18 protein-coding genes and 3 pseudogenes are annotated in these 19643 nt (G+C 39.6%); 2 read left to right on the forward strand and 19 right to left on the reverse strand.

All coding sequences use genetic code 11. The features are described 5' to 3' along the window. Nucleotides 1-122 precede the first annotated feature (122 nt). From HGKM_RS01585 to HGKM_RS01655, 15 genes and pseudogenes are all read right to left on the reverse strand, one after another. Nucleotides 123-666, reverse strand: a pseudogene (locus tag HGKM_RS01585) (DNA alkylation repair protein). Nucleotides 667-1064: 398 nt separating this feature from the next. Then, a complete protein-coding gene (locus HGKM_RS01590) occupies nt 1065-1724 on the reverse strand; it encodes an SIMPL domain-containing protein (protein WP_019133569.1) in 660 nt (219 codons plus the stop codon). Between the two features lie 378 nt (nt 1725-2102). Then, nucleotides 2103-2738, reverse strand: coding sequence for a DUF6037 family protein (locus tag HGKM_RS01595; protein WP_019133570.1), 636 nt, complete (start codon nt 2736-2738; stop codon nt 2103-2105). 116 nt (nt 2739-2854) lie between these two features. Continuing rightward, nucleotides 2855-3613: an Abi family protein gene (locus HGKM_RS01600; protein ID WP_019133571.1), complete on the reverse strand. Its 759-nt coding sequence runs from the start codon at nt 3611-3613 to the stop codon at nt 2855-2857. Nucleotides 3614-3869: 256 nt separating this feature from the next. Beyond that, a complete protein-coding gene (locus tag HGKM_RS01605; RefSeq protein ID WP_019133572.1) occupies nt 3870-4355 on the reverse strand; it encodes an NUDIX hydrolase in 486 nt (161 codons plus the stop codon). Between the two features lie 518 nt (nt 4356-4873). Continuing rightward, nucleotides 4874-6595 carry an ABC transporter ATP-binding protein gene (locus HGKM_RS01610; protein WP_019133573.1) on the reverse strand — a complete coding sequence of 574 codons (1722 nt, stop codon included), beginning with the start codon at nt 6593-6595 and terminating at the stop codon, nt 4874-4876. Further along, complete coding sequence (locus HGKM_RS01615) at nt 6595-8334, reverse strand: ABC transporter ATP-binding protein (RefSeq protein WP_019133574.1); 1740 nt, start codon at nt 8332-8334, stop codon at nt 6595-6597. Before HGKM_RS01615 ends, HGKM_RS01610 begins: the two co-directional genes overlap by 1 nt. A gap of 85 nt (nt 8335-8419) precedes the next feature. After that, nucleotides 8420-9016 carry a TetR/AcrR family transcriptional regulator gene (locus HGKM_RS01620; protein WP_019133575.1) on the reverse strand — a complete coding sequence of 199 codons (597 nt, stop codon included), beginning with the start codon at nt 9014-9016 and terminating at the stop codon, nt 8420-8422. 142 nt (nt 9017-9158) lie between these two features. Further along, nucleotides 9159-9653 carry a hypothetical protein gene (locus HGKM_RS01625; RefSeq protein ID WP_034579242.1) on the reverse strand — a complete coding sequence of 165 codons (495 nt, stop codon included), beginning with the start codon at nt 9651-9653 and terminating at the stop codon, nt 9159-9161. A 173-nt stretch (nt 9654-9826) separates the two neighbouring features. After that, nucleotides 9827-10306, reverse strand: a complete 480-nt coding sequence (locus HGKM_RS01630) for a hypothetical protein (RefSeq protein ID WP_019133577.1) — start codon at nt 10304-10306, stop codon at nt 9827-9829. Between the two features lie 30 nt (nt 10307-10336). Next, complete coding sequence (locus HGKM_RS01635) at nt 10337-11275, reverse strand: alpha/beta hydrolase (RefSeq protein ID WP_019133578.1); 939 nt, start codon at nt 11273-11275, stop codon at nt 10337-10339. Between the two features lie 335 nt (nt 11276-11610). Then, on the reverse strand, nt 11611-11889 hold the full coding sequence (locus HGKM_RS01640) for a type II toxin-antitoxin system RelE/ParE family toxin (RefSeq protein ID WP_019133579.1): 279 nt from the start codon (nt 11887-11889) through the stop codon (nt 11611-11613). Next, nucleotides 11882-12160 carry a type II toxin-antitoxin system RelB/DinJ family antitoxin gene (locus HGKM_RS01645; protein WP_019133580.1) on the reverse strand — a complete coding sequence of 93 codons (279 nt, stop codon included), beginning with the start codon at nt 12158-12160 and terminating at the stop codon, nt 11882-11884. The genes HGKM_RS01640 and HGKM_RS01645 overlap by 8 nt, the downstream gene beginning before the upstream one ends. A 220-nt stretch (nt 12161-12380) precedes the next feature. Then, nucleotides 12381-12839 (reverse strand): GNAT family N-acetyltransferase, encoded by a 459-nt coding sequence (locus tag HGKM_RS01650; RefSeq protein ID WP_019133581.1) that lies wholly within the window; start codon nt 12837-12839, stop codon nt 12381-12383. Nucleotides 12840-12895: 56 nt separating this feature from the next. Continuing rightward, nucleotides 12896-13600 carry a nucleotidyltransferase domain-containing protein gene (locus tag HGKM_RS01655; RefSeq protein WP_019133582.1) on the reverse strand — a complete coding sequence of 235 codons (705 nt, stop codon included), beginning with the start codon at nt 13598-13600 and terminating at the stop codon, nt 12896-12898. Between the two features lie 105 nt (nt 13601-13705). Between HGKM_RS01655 and HGKM_RS01660 the strand changes: the two genes are divergently transcribed. Further along, nucleotides 13706-14806 (forward strand): IS30 family transposase, encoded by a 1101-nt coding sequence (locus HGKM_RS01660; RefSeq protein WP_019133583.1) that lies wholly within the window; start codon nt 13706-13708, stop codon nt 14804-14806. A gap of 80 nt (nt 14807-14886) precedes the next feature. Here the strand turns inward: HGKM_RS01660 and HGKM_RS01665 are convergent. The 3 genes and pseudogenes from HGKM_RS01665 to HGKM_RS01675 form a co-directional block, all read right to left on the reverse strand. Then, nucleotides 14887-15213, reverse strand: a pseudogene (locus HGKM_RS01665) (antitoxin VbhA family protein); the annotation flags it as partial. Between the two features lie 126 nt (nt 15214-15339). After that, the gene (locus HGKM_RS01670) at nt 15340-15687 is read right to left on the reverse strand and encodes a type II toxin-antitoxin system RnlB family antitoxin (protein WP_019133585.1); all 348 of its coding nucleotides are present in this window, start codon (nt 15685-15687) and stop codon (nt 15340-15342) included. Between the two features lie 47 nt (nt 15688-15734). Further along, entirely contained in the window at nt 15735-17219 is a 1485-nt protein-coding gene (locus HGKM_RS01675) for a ribonuclease H1 domain-containing protein (RefSeq protein ID WP_019133586.1), read from the reverse strand. A 214-nt stretch (nt 17220-17433) separates the two neighbouring features. On the opposite strand from HGKM_RS01675, the pseudogene HGKM_RS08690 reads away from it, so the two are divergent. After that, nucleotides 17434-18384: pseudogene (locus HGKM_RS08690) on the forward strand (DDE-type integrase/transposase/recombinase). A 156-nt stretch (nt 18385-18540) separates the two neighbouring features. Here the strand turns inward: HGKM_RS08690 and HGKM_RS01685 are convergent. Then, nucleotides 18541-19632, reverse strand: a complete 1092-nt coding sequence (locus tag HGKM_RS01685; protein WP_019133588.1) for an SEC-C metal-binding domain-containing protein — start codon at nt 19630-19632, stop codon at nt 18541-18543. Nucleotides 19633-19643 lie beyond the last annotated feature (11 nt).

The following is a 19643-nucleotide window of genomic DNA, read 5'->3' on the forward strand; positions in this document are numbered from 1 at the left end:
CCGATAAACCTATCGCTTTATAGAAAGATTGAAAATTTCCATAGCATTCTTAGCAGGATAAAAGCTGGCAAAAAAAAATTCGTATAATGGTGCAAGTCAAAGATCGCTGCAAACGAAAATTGTTATCGTTTCAGTGACTTTAAATACTCTTTTTGTTCCGGGGTAATGCTCTGACTTTCACGGGCTTTTTGTATTGCCTTGTTATGAGTCCATGGATCTAAGCGCTGATCTTCGATGTATTTAATGGTCGTATCCCATTGCTTTGCCAAAGCGGCAAGTATAGGCCTTTTCCGATGCGGACCATTCTTTGATCTTTTCCAAAAGCGCTGTTTTATGCTTCTTGAAAATCTTAGGGGACATGATATCGCAAACAGCCCAATTATCTACGTAGGGCAGAAAAGTATCAACTGCCACAATGCAGGCAACATAATCCTTCATTTCCGAAAGAAGGAGTCCGTGAAGCATATTTTCATCATAGTATGTATGCGGCAAATCTTTCAGAAATTGTGAGACTCCCGCTTCCCTGGCAAGCCTTTTCGCCAGCCTTCTGGCCTCCGGAACCCTGACTCCGATAATCAGCTCCCGCGGAATATTCGGAATCAAATTCGCCTGAAAGTCCGCATATGAAACATCCTGTAATGCAAATAATTCTTCTTTGATATTCACTTCTTCTATTCTCCAAGCCATTCTACGTTGCCGCTCAGCCATCGAACATCTTTTTCGTATTCTACCGGTTTACCTATCAATGTTTTTTCCAGTCCTGCCGGCCATAAAGAATGCGTCGCACTTCCATAGTCATCCCCTGAACCACATAGAAAACCATGTAGTTGTTTACATAAATTCGATAATAGGTTGCTTCCCTGTCTTTTTTTGTTACCACCTTTTCGAAACGCTCTACAAAACGCAGGACGTGGAGGTGCTAGAATTTGAAGATAAGCTTGTCCGCCAGTACATCGTGGAATCTCGGTGATGGACGAGAGGCTGGAATTTCATGCTAAGTCTGGGACGAGCATGATGGTGAAAGAGCAAAACCGAGCACAATAGCTACTCGGCTTTTGATAACATTAATTAATTTCCCACTCAATCGTCACCGTATCATCAACATCAATATCATCCGCCTCGATATCGATGTCATAAGATGCTCTGGATTCTAATAACATAGGTTTCGCCATGAACTTGTCAATAGGGTGTGAAACGATTTGCAGCTCTCCCCATGAATAATCAATGCGTTTAATCTCTCCCAGATTTACTCCCGCAGACTCAGCCAAAATCTCTGCTTTCACTTTGGAATCTTTAACAGCTTTCCTGAGTAGCTCATTTCTTACGTCTCCCGGATTTGAAACCGTATAACAAATCGAAAATTCCACCTCAACTGGGCAATGGGATAGTTCATACAGCGCGCGCCCTAACTGCTCGTTATCATTCGGAAATTTGATCTCGGTATGGTGCTCAAATTTGTAGCCTACAAATCTCCTCTTATAATCATCATTCTTGTTTCGATAACTTTCATATTCGGATTGAATGGAAAAATGTGTTGTTTTGAGTTCCTTACCTGAAAGCCCTGATTTTTCCATCGATTTCCTCAGTACTCTTGTCTGGTCAGCAGACTCTTTGATCGTTTTTTCATAATCTGGGAAAACCCCTTCAGCCTTGATGGCCAGGCAAATGGTATCCGGTCTTACAGAAAGTTTGCCTTTTCCGCTTACTCTAATTTTTCTTCCCATAGATTTTCCTCCTTAAAATCGGTCTATTGCTCATTCCCCCACCCATAGACATCTGACTCACAGCTTCAACCCCAATATTCATCCATCCCACAGACTCATGAGACCCAAAATATCCATCGCACGGACTCAAGAGTCGAAAAACGGCCTGCTATCTATCGAGTCCACTCAACTATCCCCAGCCAAGTCCAAATTCTGTTTTTCGTAAATTCGCTTGCTTGCTTCTTTCAAAATTTCACAATCCTCCAGAGCCCTTGATTTCAACGCTTTTCACCCTTCCCTTGACATCAATACGATCACCTCCACATGGTTTGAGTGGTCAGTATGGATAAATTTTGAAACTTTTCAAAAGCCTCGTATGTGGGAATATGTTAATTAATTTTAATATGATCTACTAGCAACCCTTGAAATAATTTCCTCATCGGAATTCTCGTCCTCAGGATTAGGCGAGAAAAAGAAACTAAGATTTGTGTCTTCTTTATACTTCTCATATAAGAAAGGTCTTAATGTACGAGCTTTATTACTATTTTCTATAGTTCTAACATTAGATAAGCCGTCTGTCTCTCCATTACGCCTTACATCGTAACAATATATAGAATCAGGATCATTACCTTCACATCTTGAGCCTTGCAGTTTACATAATAATTCTGACTTATTATCAACTTTTTTATCAGGAATATATTTAGAAAATATTTTTGAAAAATCTAAAAACAAATTTCTATTTGCATTTTTAATTTCTATATTAAAAAAATCAGCAAACTCTGCCACAGAATCAAAAGAAACTTCATAAAAATCACAATAAGCATGTATTGAATTGCTAGCATCTGATGTTTTAATGAATTCTAACTTTGCAACAGCAAAATTATTTGGTTTTCTTTCTTTTTTGTTATAAGTCTTTAAAATTACTGCATAGTCTTCCTTTTTATATCTAAATAAAAAACTATCTATTATCCAATCTTTTTGTTTCATGCTTTTAAGCAATTTAGGTAAATTTTCAAATCTAATTTTCTCAGTCATGTTTCTATACACCCCCACATATATTTAACAAATAATCGTCCAGCATGTAAGTAGAACATCCATTATTAAATAGCTATATGTTTAGTAATTATTTAATTTTATATTATTTTTTAAAATTAAATAATACTTTGCCAATTACGAATGAACCCTAGGTGATTTAATTCTGCTGATGGATATTTGTTAATTATTTCCAACAAGTCACTATGAAATTTATCGTAATAGTCATCTTCAGCTAGAATCTTAAGATTAATTATACTAGCAAAAATGGTATTATTAGATATTCCTTGGTTTAAATATTCTTTATACAACTTTGGAGTCTTGGTTAATTTAGCTCCATACAATCTGCCATAATGAGCACATATATTTCTGACATAAGACAAGTTCTCAATCCAAGATTCTAAATAAATATAGTCAACCTCGAATTCTTTGGCAATCTCTTTCTTATCTTCATTAACCATATTCTTGTACATTTTAGAAAGTGTGCCAAAACTTGCTACCTCTATTACAGCATAGAATGGAATCTCTCCGCCTTCATAATTTTTTTCGAAGTTATGTATAAATGGCGATTTCTTATTTCTTTTTATTTCTCTTTCTAGTTCCTTTATGGTACTCTTCTGAAAATTCTTTTTCTTATAGTTACTTAAATCTTTATATCCAAAATTCCCATATTTTAATGAAAAGTAATTGGTAATTACAGCTCTTAAATGAACTTCTATATGCTCTATCAACGAAAACAAAATATGTCTAAGTTCCATATCAAATAAATATAGGTCAACTATATTTTCAAAAGTAGTTGCTTCTATGTACTTTCCATTTTCTTTTAAAGTTATACTATAGGCCTTGACGAGCCTATAATAAGATACTCTGTTAAGCACACTTTTTGCATAATCTTTATCTTCTATTTATAAATCTAAAGATATTAAATTTTCTATTTGCTCGTTTACATCTATGGGAGCTTGATGAGATTTCTTCACGCTATTACTCCTTATAATCAAAAGACCCGACTTGGTCCGCATTGTTAAGAGGCGTGTCGGGTACTGTTAATTATTATAATATACCATTGGCGGTTATTTGTCAATTTTTATGAAATAATGTTTATGGAACAATCTATTGCCATAATAGTGGAATTCATTAATATCTTTCATCTGAAATTATATGCTCTATTCCACTATGCTCCGATTTAAGATATTCTTTAAGAAATGTCGGGTATGCCTTGCATTTATCAAGCTCATCTATAGGCACCCAATGCATTGTCTCTTTAGCGCCTGACTCTGTAGTGCTTTGGCTTGTAAAGTCTCTTTTGCCCATGGGCTTCATCATATAGTAGAATGTAAGCTCATGAAAGTCTACTCCTTTTAAGCCAGAGCTTCCGATGAAGAAGTTCTCATGTATCACGGCAAGTTGATCGACTTCGTAATTAAAACCTGTCTCTTCAAATACTTCTCTCTTCACGGCTTCTTCTGATGTCTCGCCCATGTGAACCGCTCCGCCAACCGAATAGTAATAGTCATCCTCATCATTTCTTGCAAGTAGCACGCATCCCTCTTCTACTATGATGGCTGCTGCTCTATATCTAAATGCTTTTTTAGCTTTAATGATAGCGCAATTATGCTCCATAACTTTTCTCCTATAATTTTCTTCTTCTAATTGTTTTGGTCCATTTGATTTTTTTAATTTTATTTTCTTGACATCAATACTACTGTCTCCGCCGTCGGCGGCTTGCCGCTCAGCCTGTAGTCCGCGGCTCTCGCATCTTTAAATTCAGACCCTTATCCGGCGCATATAGTGTTGGTTTTGCGTTTTTGGCGAATTACCACTGTGCTTTTCCCCGCCTCAATAGTGTTGATTTAGTGTTTTTGACGAATCGCCACTACTTTAGCGAGCAAAAAATAGTGGTGGTTTGCTGATTTCTCAAAACCAACACTATCCTAGGCCCGAAAACAATAGTGTTGGTTTACTGATTTCTCAAAACCAACACTATTCTAGGCCCAAAACCATAGTGGTGGTTTTGACTTTTTCCCAAACCAACACTATGTCGAGCCACTTAGCCTGCAGTCCGCGGCTCTCGCACCATCAAAGTTAGGGCTCCAACATGGATTGAGAGGACCGGATGGGTGTCTACAGATTGTTTCTTTCTAATAAACATACGCTTCCGTCAAACTCGACTTCTCAACCAAGTTCCGATAAAGCGCTGAGCTGGTCATCAGTTCCTCATGACGACCTATGCCATTCACCCGGCCTTCTTCAAAGACGACAATTTGATCCACATTTTCAATCGACTTCATCCGGTGGGAGATGATGACCACGGTCTTGTCTTTCATCAGGGCATTCAAGCTCTTTTGAATGGCCATCTCATTTTCCACATCAAGGGAAGCTGAAATTTCGTCCAGGAGGAGGATGGGGGCATCCTTTAAGAAGGCCCGGGCAATGGATAGTCTTTGCCTTTCCCCTCCTGAAAGCTTACTGCCGTTCTCCCCGATCAGGGTTTGGTAGCCCTCGGGAAGTTTTAAGATAAAGTCTTCGCAGTGGGCCTTCCTGGCCGCTTCCATGACTTCTTCATCACTGGCGTTTTTGCGACCAATGCGGATATTTTCCATGACCGTCCCATTAAAGAGGGTTACATCCTGAAAAACCATGGAAATCTGCCGATAGAGGCAGTCCGGGGCGATGTCTTTTAGGGAATGACCGCCAATGGTAATTTCGCCTTGGTCAACATCGTAAAGGCGGGAAAGGAGACGGATCATGGTGGTTTTGCCCGACCCTGAAGGTCCAACCAAGGCTGTGACTTCCCCCTGCTTAGCCGAGAAATTTACGCCATTTAAAACCGGATTTTTTCCATAAGCAAAGGAGAGGTCCTTCACTTCGATATCAAAGTTTTTCAGTTCCACTTCCTGTCCCCTTTGGACCGGTGTGTTTTTGAGCTCCTTGATACGATCGACTCGAACATCAATATGAAAGAGTTCAGCGATGTTCATGCTGACGCCGTCCATGGCGGAGGTCAGGCGAGTCGCGGCGATCATATAGCCAATAGCATAGAGGGCCGTCATCTGGCCCTTGACCATGAAATAGGCCACGGTCAGGATCGTGCTGGCCAGGGCTAGTTTGGCAATAGTCATGGCCGACATAACCGGAATGCCCTGACCCACTTCGGCTTGCATGTGCATTTTTTCGGCTGCCCGTATGGCCTGGTGAATTTCCCGTCTTTTCTCACCCACCAGGTTGTAGGAGCGAATTTCTTCCTGCATTTCGATGGCATCCTGGATGATTTCCACATTTTTCCGGCTTTGGTTATAGAACTTTTTCACAAAGTTTTTTTGATAGCGTTTGGAAAGAAGGATGATGGCAAGGCTGACTGCCGTGGGGATAAGAATGGCCAGGCCAATCCAGAAATTGCTGATTAAAATCATGATGACCATGATGACCAAAAAGATCCCCGCTCCGATGGCCTGGGGTACTGCATGGGAAAAAGCATGCTCCATATCAAAGACATCCTGCATCATGGTCTGGGCCAGATCGGACAAGTCATGTTTGGCAAAATAGCTCAGGGGGAGTTCTTTCATGGTATCAGCAATGGCTATGCGCAGGTCCCGAGATTCCGCGTAGGTCGTATTGTAGGTGGCCCGATACTCAAAATCCAAGGCTAGATACATGAGGACCACAATGACGACCACGGCCAGGAGATATAAGGGCAGGTGGCTTAGCTTTCCATCGGTCAAAAGGTCCTGGGCAAAGGCAAAAAAGGCCATCATGGCTGCCATATAGGTGATGTTCACGCAAAAGGAAGCGAATGATGCCCGCATCATGCCCCTAGCCCCTTTTTCGGTTAGGACAAAGGTTTCTTGTAATTTTCTTTTCATTAGGCTACCCTCCAGTCATTGGCTTGGGCATAGAGGCCCTGCAGATAGGCATAACGGCCATTTCTTTCCATTAAAGCCTGGTGGCTGCCCCGCTCGATAATCTTCCCTTCATCCACGACCAGAATTTCATCCGCCTGGCGGATGGAAGAGAGCCGGTGGGCAATCATGATAACAGTTTTTCCCTTCATGAGGTTGCTGAAGGCTTGCTGGATTTCATATTCATTTTCCGGGTCGGCTGCTGCCGAAGCTTCATCCAGAATGATGATAGGGGCATTTTTCAGGATAGCCCGGGCGATGGCAATGCGCTGGGTCTCACCACCGGACAGGTGGACGCCCTTGGAGCCGATCAAGGTATTTTCTCGGTCAGGGAATTTGTCCAAAATCTCTTCGCAGCGAGCCAGCTTCAAGGCTTCCATGACTTCATCCCGAGAAGCCGCCGGATTGCCGATTTTGACATTGTCGTAGATTGTGGTCTTAAAGAGCTTGGCATTTTGAAAGACCATGGCCAACATCTGGGTTCGGGCCAATTCAGAATAATCCGATAGAGCCCTGCCACCAATGAGGATTTCCCCCTCCTGGATCGGATAGAAGCCGGAAATGAGCTTGGCCAAGGTGGACTTGCCCCCGCCGGAAGAGCCGACCAGGGCGTAGGTCTTTCCCCCATCCAGATGAAAGCTCAAGTCCTCTAAAACCTTGTCTTTTTCATAGGCAAAAGAGACGTGCTTGAAGTCGATGGCACAGTCCTTGGCTTGGTCAACGGAGCCAGAGGCCAGCTTGCCGGTCTGCATTTCCTTGATCAGGCTTTCGATCTTTTCGATGGAGGATGAGGCCAGGTAGGAATGCATGCCCACATACATAATCTTCATGAAGGCCACGAAGATGATGTCGCAAAAGAGGACATAAAAGATGGCCTTGGTCAGGTAGAGTTCGGGATCTTCCCCCCGGGCCAGGAAAAAGAAGGCCAAGGGAATGAGCAAGAGGTAGACGGAGTTGAAAAAGGTTTGGAAGGTCACGTAGGGAAGCCGGCAGGACATGCTGTAGGCCAGCACCTTGTCCGCATAGCTGGCGATGGAATCATAAAAGTTCTTCATGGACTTGACGTTAGCATTAAAAATCTTGACCACGCCCATATTGCGAACATATTCCACGGCATGAGCCCCCATAGCCTCCTGAGCCTGCATATATTCGCCCATGAAGGTGGATTCCCCCATCATCTTGCTGCCAATAAAGCCACCAACAACGATGGTTAAAACCATAAAGACGCAGAGCCTCCAGTCGATCATTCCGGCCAAAATGAGGCCAAAGAGGGGGACAAGGAAGGCGGCGGCCATATCCGGCAAGAGATGGGCCACGCTGGTATGGGTTAAGGCTGTATTATCATCCAGCATCTTCCGGATTTTCCCGGATGGATACTTGTCAAAAAAGGCCGAGGGTGCCTCCAAAAGGGCATCCATGCCGGCTTTTTTCAAGTTAGCCTCCAGGCGGAAGGCGATCAGATGGGTGGCCATACATCCGAAAAAGTAGATTATGGCGTAGGCCATGGCACAAAGGCAAAGGATGGTGACCAAATGGGCTAGCCCCTCCAGGCCGGATTCGACCAAAATCTTCTCTAAAAACAAGTAAATTGCCTGGTACTCGGCAATGAGGGCAAGAGAAGATCCGATAATAAGTAAGAAGGCTAGAGTGAGAATGCCTCCCATGCCGGGCACGTAGGGTTTCATTTTTTTGTAAACGGACATAGAAAACTCCTTTCTAGTTAAGCTCAAATAAACAATCAAAAAACGGTTCGATAGTTAGTATTGGCTAACATTGTGGCAAAAATTTTTAGGTTCTCATCTTGCCCTCCCGCACATAGTCCAAGGCTAGCTTCATCATAGCCACAAAAAGCGGCCGGTTTTTACGGAAAACTTCCCGGGCACCTAGTATTTCTGATCCCAACATAATAGTGTTCATGAAATGGAGCAGGAGATCGGAGTAGAAATATTCCATAGCTTTTTGCGATTCCGTGCCAAAACTTTCTTCATACATGGCACGGTTATCCTGCTTCAATTCCTGAAAAAGATCTCTCAGAGCCTGATTTCTCTGGGAGGCCTGAAGGAAGATCACATAAAGGCTCATGAGGTCGCTTGCATCCAAAACCTTATCCACCATCATACTGATCAAACTTTCGTCATCCCATGAAGAGGCTTGACCAACCGTCTGCTTAATGATGTTAATGCGGTAGGCGATGCCTTCAATCATGAGGTCGTGGAGGATATCGGTGGTGGAAGTATAGTAGTGGTAGAAACCACCCTTGGAAAGGGAGGTTCCTGCAATGATATCTTCCATGGTGGTTTTTTCAAAACCTTTTTCTAGGAAGACAGACTTCGCCGCTTCCATAATTTCCTTTTTACGCTCCCTTTTTGATTTAATCACTCGCATCATTTCCTCCATCGACGGTATCGTCGGTTACGTTAGCTAATACTAACTCTTCGTTTTTCTCTTGTCAACAGTATTAAGACTCGAATGTCAAGCATAAGACAAGGGAGTGAGGAAAGAGCGTCGCCAAGCTATAAATTTCTCGTTAAAGAAGAACGGTAAGTAAATAAGCCAAAAGGAGACTCACGAAAAAGAAGATGATAACTCTTACAATCTGACTTTTCGCATTAAACCCAAAATTATCATATCCTTTGGCGCCAGACGTCTCTGGGTACACTTTGGTCGGTAATTTTAACTTGGTAAGCATGAGGTAATCAAAAAAGATAATATCAAAAAGTTTATAGCCTTCAAATAGGATTAAAAATCTAAGAAAGGCTTGCTGAAAAGTTAGATGAAATTTTACTGTATCAACAATTGCCCAGACCAGAACGCCTGCAATAGCTAGCAGTCCAAGTATCATGATAAGTCCACCGATGATATTGACCCAAATCGGTTTATCTGGCAACTTACTCATCATCACTTTGATGTCATCAGGTGCGCCGAAATGTTTCGAGCCAAATTTCGGTATAATAAGTATAAAATTCATCATCATAATTGATGCCAATAAGCAGATGATGAGTAACATAGCAAGTGTTTTTATCAATTTCGTTTACCTCCTCTCTCAAGGTATAAATCATTGCGGAAATGGAAGCAATATTCTCTTTCATTATGTCAACTACGTTGGTGTAAATTTTCCTAGTCTCGTTCTACTTGATAAGCAAGACCCGATGCAAGTTCTTTCAACGCCCAAAAACACTCTCCTATGGTTATTTTTCAAAACAGAGTCAATAGATATCCATCAACCACCGCAACAAGGAAATACAAAACCAAGGCTCTAGAAAAAGCTTCAATGTGCTTTTTGGGATTTTGGTAGAGCTCCTTTTGGGGTATTTTTGATAACCTAATTCTCTTTGTATTTCTCCACCATAGTAGGTCAATAACGAAGAGGTCAAAAATATTTAAGGTTTCACCTAAAATCAGCAAACGAATAAAGTTATGCATAAAATTTGTCTGACGGATGAAAATGCCCAACAATAAAAATAAGATAGCGAATAGTAAAAAATTCGCAATCCTCGCGGTAAATCTGCCTGTTTCCTTGTATTTCCCCTGATACTCTTCAATCTCTTTGATTCGCTTTTGAACCTCATCAGGATAGGACATGTACTGTTTTAAATTTTTCTCATCCGTGCCGGTAGCCAAGAAACAAAGGGCAAAAAATGCAGAGCATAAAATGACGGTTTCAATGAAAAGCATGGATTTCCAAATCCCTTCTTCATCTTTCGGTCAAGATCTCAATAGTTCAATGATTTGATCTTGGGCCTCTCTTCCTTCTCTAAAAAACCTCGCCATAGGATAACAGTGGCACATTCCTTTGCCTACAATGATTTCATAGGGAACATGGTATTTTTCCATTGCTTTTCTAAACTCACCCGCAAAGGCATAAAGGCATTCATTTTCTCCATAATAAAAGTAAATTTTCGGAAAGTCGGTAAAATCTCCCACCGTTCCGTCTAACATATATTCAGGTAAATCCTCATCTCCCTTTGCTATTTCTCGTGCCGTTTTAATATATGTAGGTTCAATCATAATGTCTTTATAGTTAAGGGCATTTACTTTTTCCCATATTTCTTTATTCTCATCAAGATTGACATCGGGAATTCCTCCCGGTGAAACGGAAATGATTTTACCGGGCATTGTAAGGGGTCTGCCTAAAGCATTATTATGTAAGAAAATTCCGATGGCTAGACAAGCGCCTGATGAAAATCCAAGTACGCTGATATTTTCCGCCCTATAAGTTTCTGTCATTAACCGATAAGTTTCAAAACAAACTTCATAGTTTTTATCCACCTTTACCTCCTCTGAACAAAGTGGATAAAATAGGAACCAAACATCTTTTCCCGTCTTTTCCATGATTCTTTCCGCCAATGGAAAATCCAAGGGATTCGGCTGAGTGATCATTCCTCCGCCGAAGAGATAGAGGACTGCCCCCTTGGCCGGGGTTAGATTATTTTGATAAGAAAGAAGCCGATATCCCATCACGTCTCGATCAAAAAGATGATACTTCCTTCTCTTTGCCCTTCTCATTGCCTTGCCTTGGTCAAATACAACTTTGGCATTTTCTCCTTTTGCGTACTCCAGCATCTCCTCTTTATTCTTTAAAAATATCTTTTTGAAACCAAGCAGTCTTACTATTCCTGATGCAATTTTATACGTTAAACTCATTTTATTTTACTCCATTATCTAATCCGTTAATCCCAATTCGCCAAATCACTGTCTAGAAATGATCCTTATCACTTCGCTTCATTCCCCTATCATCTGAAATGGCTTACGCCCCGCTCCTCCCTTAGGAAGTATCGCATACGCATCCGCTTCTTTCGTTAGTTTATGCTAACATTGTATTTCTATTTATGTTCATTTTCAATAGTTAGAACTATTGCCACCTTTAATACAGATGTTTAAGGCCTCTTCATATCCATGTCATGAGTGCCATTCGAGAATCACAGCACTTATGGGTGAACATGGGCATAACAAAAAAAGCCACCCCGCAAGGGGTGACTTTAGAGATTGAAGAGATCGGCATGAGAACCTGTTCGAAAGAGCATAAGTGCAAGAGCCTCCTCTTCCACACGATAAATAAGCAACCAGTCCGGCTTGATATGACATTCTCGAAATGCAGCATACTTGCCGGTTAAGGCGTGATCCTTGTTGCTCTCAGGAAGCGCTTTTTCCTGAGCCAGCAAATCCACAACATCATTGAGCAGGCGAAGATCAAGTCCTCTTTTTTGGGCAAGCTTCAAATCTTTCTTGAAGCGTTTGGATAGGATGACTTTAAGCATTGAGTACCTCGTTTAGTGCATCCGAAAAAGAATCGTAACGCTTGTAGTTCTTAGGATTCGCTTTCATATCGTCGTACTCATCAAGCGCTGCAGTAGTTTCATCGTTTGGCATATCGCGCTTAATGGCGAACGGAATCGCCTGCTCCCTAACCGATTGTTTTAGAAAAATGGTTACTGCCGTTGTGAGATCCATACCGAGATCTTTAAATAAAGCTTGAGACTCTTTCTTAAGAACCGGATCAAGGTTGATATTTGTGCTTACTTTAGCCATGAATCAATCACCTACCTTTCATAAATATCATAATAGTGAAAAGGCAAAAAATCAATAGATATATGCGTGATAGGCATATAACACGCCATTTTATATGTCTTTGGAGGGGCGGATCAAATCTTATCATCAAGAAAGCAAGACATTAACATCTCAATTCTAAAGCGGCGCTTTGTTCTTCTTGGAAATCTTAGGAGACACGATACCGAATAGACCAAATATCCTAATGTAAATGTTGTATAAAAAATGGAAATTCACAAAGCTTGGCAGATTGAAAACTTTCGTAAAAGTCACATGCATTTTTATTTGTAGCTCTTATTAGGCGAATTTCATCAACATTATGGTTAATGCAATCTTTAATCATTTCATTAAACAGCTTTTTTGCTATCCCTTTATTTCTATTCTTTGGTAATACATATAGCCAGTCGACATAGCATATTCTATATCCATCCTGAAAACATGAATAAAAATGATATTCTATTCTTCCAACCACTCTATCTTCATCCATAGCCAATATTGAAGTGCTTCTTTTTGCTAATTCATCATCTAATCTTTCATAAAGTTCTTCTTCATTTATATCAGAGGAACACATAAGTTCTGGTTCCAATCTAGTAGCCAATAATAAATAATCAAAATACTTACTGAAATTATTTTTGTTTAGTTTCTCAAAAGTATATTCCATAATTCTTCTCCAAAAAACTATTCCGTTAAGGCCTTAACTATACTCCTTTATATTTTTTACCAATAGATAGTATATTCTCTCGGAACCTGATCAATAGATTTAATAATTCTAAAATAAAACTTTTCAAAATTATCAAACTTATTATCGACCGATTTAGAATAATATATTTCTCTTACAAGATCCCATACTTCCGGTGATTTAACTTTTAGATCTTCAAGAATATATTTCTTTGGCTTAATAAACCATTTCCGATTATTATAAAGAAGTTCTAACCCTAAAAATATGTAATCATTAATAAACATTTCTATTTCAATGTGTTTTCCCTGCTCATCTAAACCTTTTATAGCGTCTAAACTTGAGGCAAAATCAGTAGACATTAATAGCTTTTCTCTTTCAGTCAATGGAAGTGGCTCTTTCCAAGTATTTTGAACAATATCAGATTTCAAAAATTCTCTTATCCAAGATTCTTTATCAATTAAAACCTTGTAGCTTTTAGATGCAGGAGTAAATCTCGTTCTTTTCGATGTTTTAAATCGAAAATCCTCTTTACTTCTCCATATGGTTTGGACAGCTATATCCCCATAAAGCTTATTTGTAGTCTTATCTTCAGTCTCTTCACTTATCGCAATCAAATCAATATCACTTCTAGAGTGTTCCGTTCCTTTAGCTAATGATCCAAATAAGAGCAATCCTAGTATGTTTTCATTTGATTCATATTCTGAAATAACTTGATTTAAAACTTTTTTGAATTTATCTCGCATATCTTCCCCCACAGGCGACTTGTAAAATGAAATGCAACAAATAAAAAAAATCCATGGCTAATCTGTTAAAGTGTTAATAACGACAAAAACACAGAAGGAGAAGCCATGGATTACGTTTATTGTACCACGACTCGAAAAAAAGGAAGCCATTTTACTTACCAAGGCCGTCAAACCTTGGAAAAGATGGTCATTGAAAATCACAGAAGAGCGGTTAAGAAGCAAATATCACAAAGCGAGATGGCAGAAAGACTGGGTGTTCATCGCTCAACCATTATCCGAGAACTCAAAAGAGGCCGGATCACTCAGCGTAATACCATGCTGGAAGAATACATTTCTTATTCAGTGGAAGTGGCACAGGACCTTATTGATTCCAATGCCACAGCAAAAGGTCCTGCTTTAAAGCTTGGTAAAGATCAGTCCTTCCACGATTTTGTCGAATACTGGATCCTGGAGAAGAAATATTCACCGGATGCCGTAATCATGAAAATTGAAAGTGAAGGACTTTCTTTCTCCACTAAAATTTGTACCAAGACCCTCTACAGCTATATTAGCAAGGGGTATTTCCTTCACCTCACCAATCGAGACCTACCGCGTAGAGGAAAGAGAGCGAAACGAAAATATCGTCGAGTACGACAATCGTCTCGAATGAGAGGCAAGTCGATTGACCAACGCCCTAAGGTTGCGAATGAGCGGAGTGAATCTGGTCATTGGGAGATGGACTGTGTCGAATCCGGACGAGGTGGTCGCTCTTGTCTCTTGACTCTAGTGGAGAGACAAACCAACTATTCATTAAACTTTAAGCTCTCTTCACAAAGCCAGAAGCAGGTTCAAAACCAGCTTGACCGGCTAGAGAGGAGGTTGGGGTATTCTTCCTTCTCTGCGCTTTTCAAGACGATTACTGTAGATAACGGGAGTGAGTTTTTCGATGTGGAGGGCCTGATGTCTTCTTTATTTATAGAGAGTGAGCGTCGAACAGAGATCTACTATTGCCATCCCTATTGCTCTTTTGAGCGAGGAAGTAATGAGCAGATGAATGGGCAGATTCGTCGGTTCATTCCCAAGGGCTCAGATATTTCAAAGGTAAGTAAGAAACGGTTGAATGAAATAACGACCCATTTCAATAACTACCCGAAGAGAAGGTTAGAAGGGAAGACGTCTGAACAATTATTTCACCGGGAGCTTGAGAAGATGGGCATTGTTGTTTAAATTTTTCTTCCCCCATGGGGGAAGAAAAGGACTCTAAAGATTGGTCATGATTTGTTGCATTAGAAGTTACAATTTACGCTGTGAATGGAGATATATTCATTCGGCGTAAGGCTGAAGGCACGCTCGGAAAGTAGCGCGGCAATCCGGGCAGAAACCTTGTCGGCCTCCTCGGTGCGGTCTGACGCATCACGAGTAGGATTTTCCTCGTAGTAGGTCTGCAAAAGCGCATTTGCCTCTTCAAAGGAAATCTCGCCCTCGATATTCCAGACGGCAGTATGCACCAGATATTCTGATGTCTTCAACCCGTCAACTGCCTGCAGGCCAATGGCCGTATGCCATGCATAGCCCTTGTCCCGCTTTGCAGGCTCAGATTCCCTGATATATTCCTTAAATGGATCTTTGTTCACTCCATATCACCTCGCTTTTTTGCCCATGCCATAAATCCACCGCTTCCCTCTAATGTCAAGTATATGATATGAAAAAAGCACCTAAATTTCTTTAAGTGCTTTGATCCTTTCATCTTTATCTAATATTTAGTTTTGTGCAATTTTTTTTATCTGTGATTCCGGCAATACAGAATTTCTTAAATAAACAGACTGACACTTTACAATTTCATTTGCTTTTTCAAGTACATCATTATCAACACTAACATACTTGTATTGATTCAAATTGATTGTTCCATCTTCATTTAAAGTAGTTTCAATAAAACGATATTCATTCATCCCTGAACATAATATCGTATCTATCAAGAGTTTTCCTGTTTCATTCGGAGACATCCAAATGGATTTTAAACATCTTGATATTTGTGTTTGATAGTCTAACAAGGTAATAATGGAATTAAATCCGCCCTGTTTTAAACTATTTATCAGATATGATTTCATTATAGCATCTCCTCCTCTCTCTTAATATGATTTCCCTAAAAATCTAGTTAAAATGTTATATAGTATTTATTTATAAAATGCAAGTCCTCCGTAATTAAATCATGGGCTGTCTTTATATCTGTTATGACTTGTGTTTCCATTGAATTCTCTGACCAATGTGCATAAGGATGTCTCATTCTATTATATCTATTGTACAATTCATTGAGATAATTGATTTGATTATTACTTAGATTTTTCTTCGACGAATTATACTCGTACTTATTTGTTGTGCTATCAAGAGTGAAATATGAAAAGTTATTTCTTCCTTTTGATGTTGTTGTATTTTTCCCTAACTTATCACTCAAAATCCTATGCAAATAGAATTCCATTGCTCTGAAAAGTGGAGTAACCAAAAAAGTATAATCCGGCATATAACCTGTTATTAGTGTATTAAATACCGCTGACAGTAAAGTATTTCTAAGCTTTATATCGTTATCGTTTAGTGGAAAATTAGAAAGTATTGTAGAAAAAGCATTTTCTACTTCAGACTCATCTACATTCAAAGCATGATATGTCTTTAGCACTTCTATAACAGCATTTTCTGTTGGTAATTTTTCAATTGCCAATGAAATGATTTTTTGAAATAACACACTCTGTTTCCCTTGAACATAGGATTTACACCCTTTATAACAGTTAATGATCACACGCTGCCCATCAAATGTAAGTAGCAATTTATCCAAGTAATCTTTTGGATTCGATTCTTCTACCTCAATTTTGTTCTCGACACCTTCCTCATTAATTTCATCATTCAACATTATTGCCATATTAAGCCAATCTTGCTTTTGAAAACCGATGAAATAAATAGAACCATCATTATATGTTTTATAGCCTTGTGATAACAATGCTCTCTTTGCCAACTCATCCGCTTTTTCATTATACACAATTCCACTATGAGCTTTTACGTGTTCAAATTCTACATTGATCAGCTTTGATTTCTCATCAAAAAACTTGCTGTACTCTTGTGAAATTTTAACTTTGGCATTCCACTCTTTTGTCGCCCATTTTTCAATACCTGCATAATCATAAAAGATTTTTATCTTTTGTTTTTTATTTTCAATAGCCCATAAAATAGCTTGCTTAACACCTTCAATTTCACCTGCAATATTCCTTGATTCCATATAAGTTTTATCTACAAAAGCCTTATATAAACTATCTTCTGATTCATTGGTTATAAGAAAAACTCCAAAACTATATTTTTCTTTTCCATCAGCATCTAAAGAATGACTCCCATCCACGAAAGCAATTACTTCTCCAGCCTGTAAATTTTTTGTTTCCAATTCTATTTTTCGATTCATATCAGATACTTCATAGGATGGCTTAATACTTTCTTTAGTTTCTTCAAAAGAAAGATATTTTATTGCCTCTTCCTCCGTAGAAAACGCCTTATATTCTGCACCAGAAAATCCCTTTATCTGTTCTTCCGCTTGATTCCATGTCTGATAGACCCCTGGAGTTCTGCCCACTCGAACAGCATAAAATTTTCGCTTTGCCATATAATATCACCGCCCATCTATCTGTGTTTTTGATTATAAATTGACCTTACTTATCTTTGTTATTATAGCCTGTTTTTTTATAAATTCCACTTGTATTCATTCCCCTGTTATCGGTCAGTGTAGAGATACAATTGATGTGAGACCAAGAAGAAAAAATATAGAGAGAAAACCTGTACAATGAAAGCGCAAAGCAAACAAAGAAAGGATTCTCTCTATGTCTACCAGTATAACAAAAACTCAGCGCTATCTTCCACATACTTTAGAAACAAGATTTTATGCGGTTAAAACGTAACGTTTAGGATATTCTGTCAACTTCGTTATTCGACGCTACAAGATCTCAAAAGCCTCTCTTATGCGTTGGAATCGCCGCTTTGACGGCAGCCGAGAGTCACTAATGGACCGTTCCCACCGACCGAAAAGTCCGCATGCAACTGCCCATACGGAAGAAGAAAAAACCTCGATTCAACATTTCATTCGGCGAAATCCAACCATCTCCCTCATTGAACTCTACGCCAAACTGAAATTTCAAAAGAGCTACCGCCGCCATCCCTGTTCACTTTTCCGCTTCCTGCGGAAACAAGGCTTTTACCAAGAAAAAGCCTCAAAGAAGAAACCCTATATTCCGAAGCCTTACGATACCCCGAAAGCACTCGGCGTGAAGTGGCAACTCGATGTCAAATATGTTCCAAACGCTTGTTACGTGGGGAAAATGCCGGATCGATTCTTTCAATACACTGTCATCGATGAAGCCAGCCGAGAACGCTTCATTTACCCTTTCCGTGAACAATCTTCCTATTCCACCGTCCAATTTGTAAAAATGGCCATCCGTCATTTCGGCTACCAACCCCAGACCATTCAAACCGACAATAGAGTTGAATTCACTCATTTTCGAGAAACCGATCGGATCCATCCTTTGGATCTTTACTGTCAAGAAAAAGGGATTGCCCACAAGCTGATCCGGTCCAGTACACCAAGGCATAACGGAAAGGTCGAGCGAAGTCACCGCAATGACAATGAGCGTTTTTACGCCCACTTGTCCTTTTACAGTGATGAAGATCTGCTTCTACAAATGAAGCACTATCTCTACAAATCCAACCGACTACCTATGCAGACGCTACAATGGCTAACGCCTATGGAAAAAAGAGCCCAATTACTGGCGGGCTAGCTCGCCAGTAATTAGGATAGCACACAGGGGATCTCAACTTACTTTTTTGGTCTCACATCATTTACAAATGTACATATTTTCAAATTCACAGCGAGGTGTCGACATTTGGCAACACCTCGCTGTACTAAAGCCGTTATTTACTCGCAAATATTTCAATCATTGTTCTGCTAAGTTGTCAAATAAATTCCACGGAGTATCCATATATTTATAGGCATAATCGTTGGTCTCTTGTTCCATCTGCCTATAGAGAACATCAAAATTTGCGTGTGTAATAAACGCTTCCTGAATTGGTTGTTGCCAGTAATCCCATAAGCGTGGAGAAATCACAATCGAATCAGTCCATCTTGGTAGATTGTTATTGAAATAGTTTTCTCGGTCTACTATGTTTAACTGTTCAAATTGATTACCAAATTCTTTATAGCATTTGTTGTTGTCTTCTAGCCAACTCCAAATGCAAAGAGATTTCCCTTCAGTAGGGAAAATATTAAGATATATTTTGGCGGTTGGCTCACCACTCATCATATCATTTAGCTTATTTCCTTTAATATCGTGTTCAAGTTCCGTCATCATTGAAACAGCGAAACTTACTTCATAAGGAATTTCCCAAATAACAGAGGATATTACGTCAAATTTTTCTTCCAATAAGTACTCATCAAATTGCTTTTTCTCTGCATCATTATCCGAATTACCGATAGAAAGTATTGTTAAGTAATCTAAAAAATCATTCGATTTTGCTAAATCAAAACCTTCTTCACGAAGTTTTTCATAATGAATACAAATAGCATTTATCTGTTCCTGTTTTTTATGATAATGCCAAGCCATCGTTCGATATGTCATCAAAAACAATTGCTTAGATGTGCAAGTAAATGGTTTGTCTTCAATTTCTTGAAAAAGTATCTTATCGTGATATTTGCAAAAGCCTGTAAAAACCGTTGCAATTTTACGTCCCTTTGTTTCTGCTATCTGAAATATGAGATGTTGCACTCCATCCATAGATATAATCATACCATTTTCAGAAATTTTATTAAGGATTCGATTGTTTTGAATCGCGTGAGCTTTTATGATTTTTTCGTCGCACTCATCTTTGTTTGGATGTAGACATTGCTTAATATGTGCTTCGTTTTTCAAATTCTCGGAAGAACGCAAAACAGCCTCAGCCAAACGCTGTTCATCAGATTTATCCAAACAACACTTTTTATATTTCTTTCCGCTGCCACAAGGACAAGACTCATTGCGTCCTATCTTCATACAATTATCAC

Source organism: Kallipyga massiliensis ph2 (assembly GCF_000311985.1).
GTDB lineage: Bacteria > Bacillota > Clostridia > Tissierellales > Peptoniphilaceae > Kallipyga > Kallipyga massiliensis.

Coding starts and splice junctions, on each gene's coding strand:
- HGKM_RS01590 (WP_019133569.1), bottom strand. CDS start 1,724: ATGGGAAGAAAAATTAGAGTAAGCGGAAAAGGCAAACTTTCTGTAAGA.
- HGKM_RS01595 (WP_019133570.1), bottom strand. CDS start 2,738: ATGACTGAGAAAATTAGATTTGAAAATTTACCTAAATTGCTTAAAAGC.
- HGKM_RS01605 (WP_019133572.1), bottom strand. CDS start 4,355: ATGGAGCATAATTGCGCTATCATTAAAGCTAAAAAAGCATTTAGATAT.
- HGKM_RS01610 (WP_019133573.1), bottom strand. CDS start 6,595: ATGAAAAGAAAATTACAAGAAACCTTTGTCCTAACCGAAAAAGGGGCT.
- HGKM_RS01615 (WP_019133574.1), bottom strand. CDS start 8,334: ATGTCCGTTTACAAAAAAATGAAACCCTACGTGCCCGGCATGGGAGGC.
- HGKM_RS01620 (WP_019133575.1), bottom strand. CDS start 9,016: ATGCGAGTGATTAAATCAAAAAGGGAGCGTAAAAAGGAAATTATGGAA.
- HGKM_RS01630 (WP_019133577.1), bottom strand. CDS start 10,306: ATGCTTTTCATTGAAACCGTCATTTTATGCTCTGCATTTTTTGCCCTT.
- HGKM_RS01635 (WP_019133578.1), bottom strand. CDS start 11,275: ATGAGTTTAACGTATAAAATTGCATCAGGAATAGTAAGACTGCTTGGT.
- HGKM_RS01640 (WP_019133579.1), bottom strand. CDS start 11,889: ATGCTTAAAGTCATCCTATCCAAACGCTTCAAGAAAGATTTGAAGCTT.
- HGKM_RS01645 (WP_019133580.1), bottom strand. CDS start 12,160: ATGGCTAAAGTAAGCACAAATATCAACCTTGATCCGGTTCTTAAGAAA.
- HGKM_RS01650 (WP_019133581.1), bottom strand. CDS start 12,839: ATGGAATATACTTTTGAGAAACTAAACAAAAATAATTTCAGTAAGTAT.
- HGKM_RS01655 (WP_019133582.1), bottom strand. CDS start 13,600: ATGCGAGATAAATTCAAAAAAGTTTTAAATCAAGTTATTTCAGAATAT.
- HGKM_RS01660 (WP_019133583.1), top strand. CDS start 13,706: ATGGATTACGTTTATTGTACCACGACTCGAAAAAAAGGAAGCCATTTT.
- HGKM_RS01670 (WP_019133585.1), bottom strand. CDS start 15,687: ATGAAATCATATCTGATAAATAGTTTAAAACAGGGCGGATTTAATTCC.
- HGKM_RS01675 (WP_019133586.1), bottom strand. CDS start 17,219: ATGGCAAAGCGAAAATTTTATGCTGTTCGAGTGGGCAGAACTCCAGGG.
- HGKM_RS01685 (WP_019133588.1), bottom strand. CDS start 19,632: ATGAAGATAGGACGCAATGAGTCTTGTCCTTGTGGCAGCGGAAAGAAA.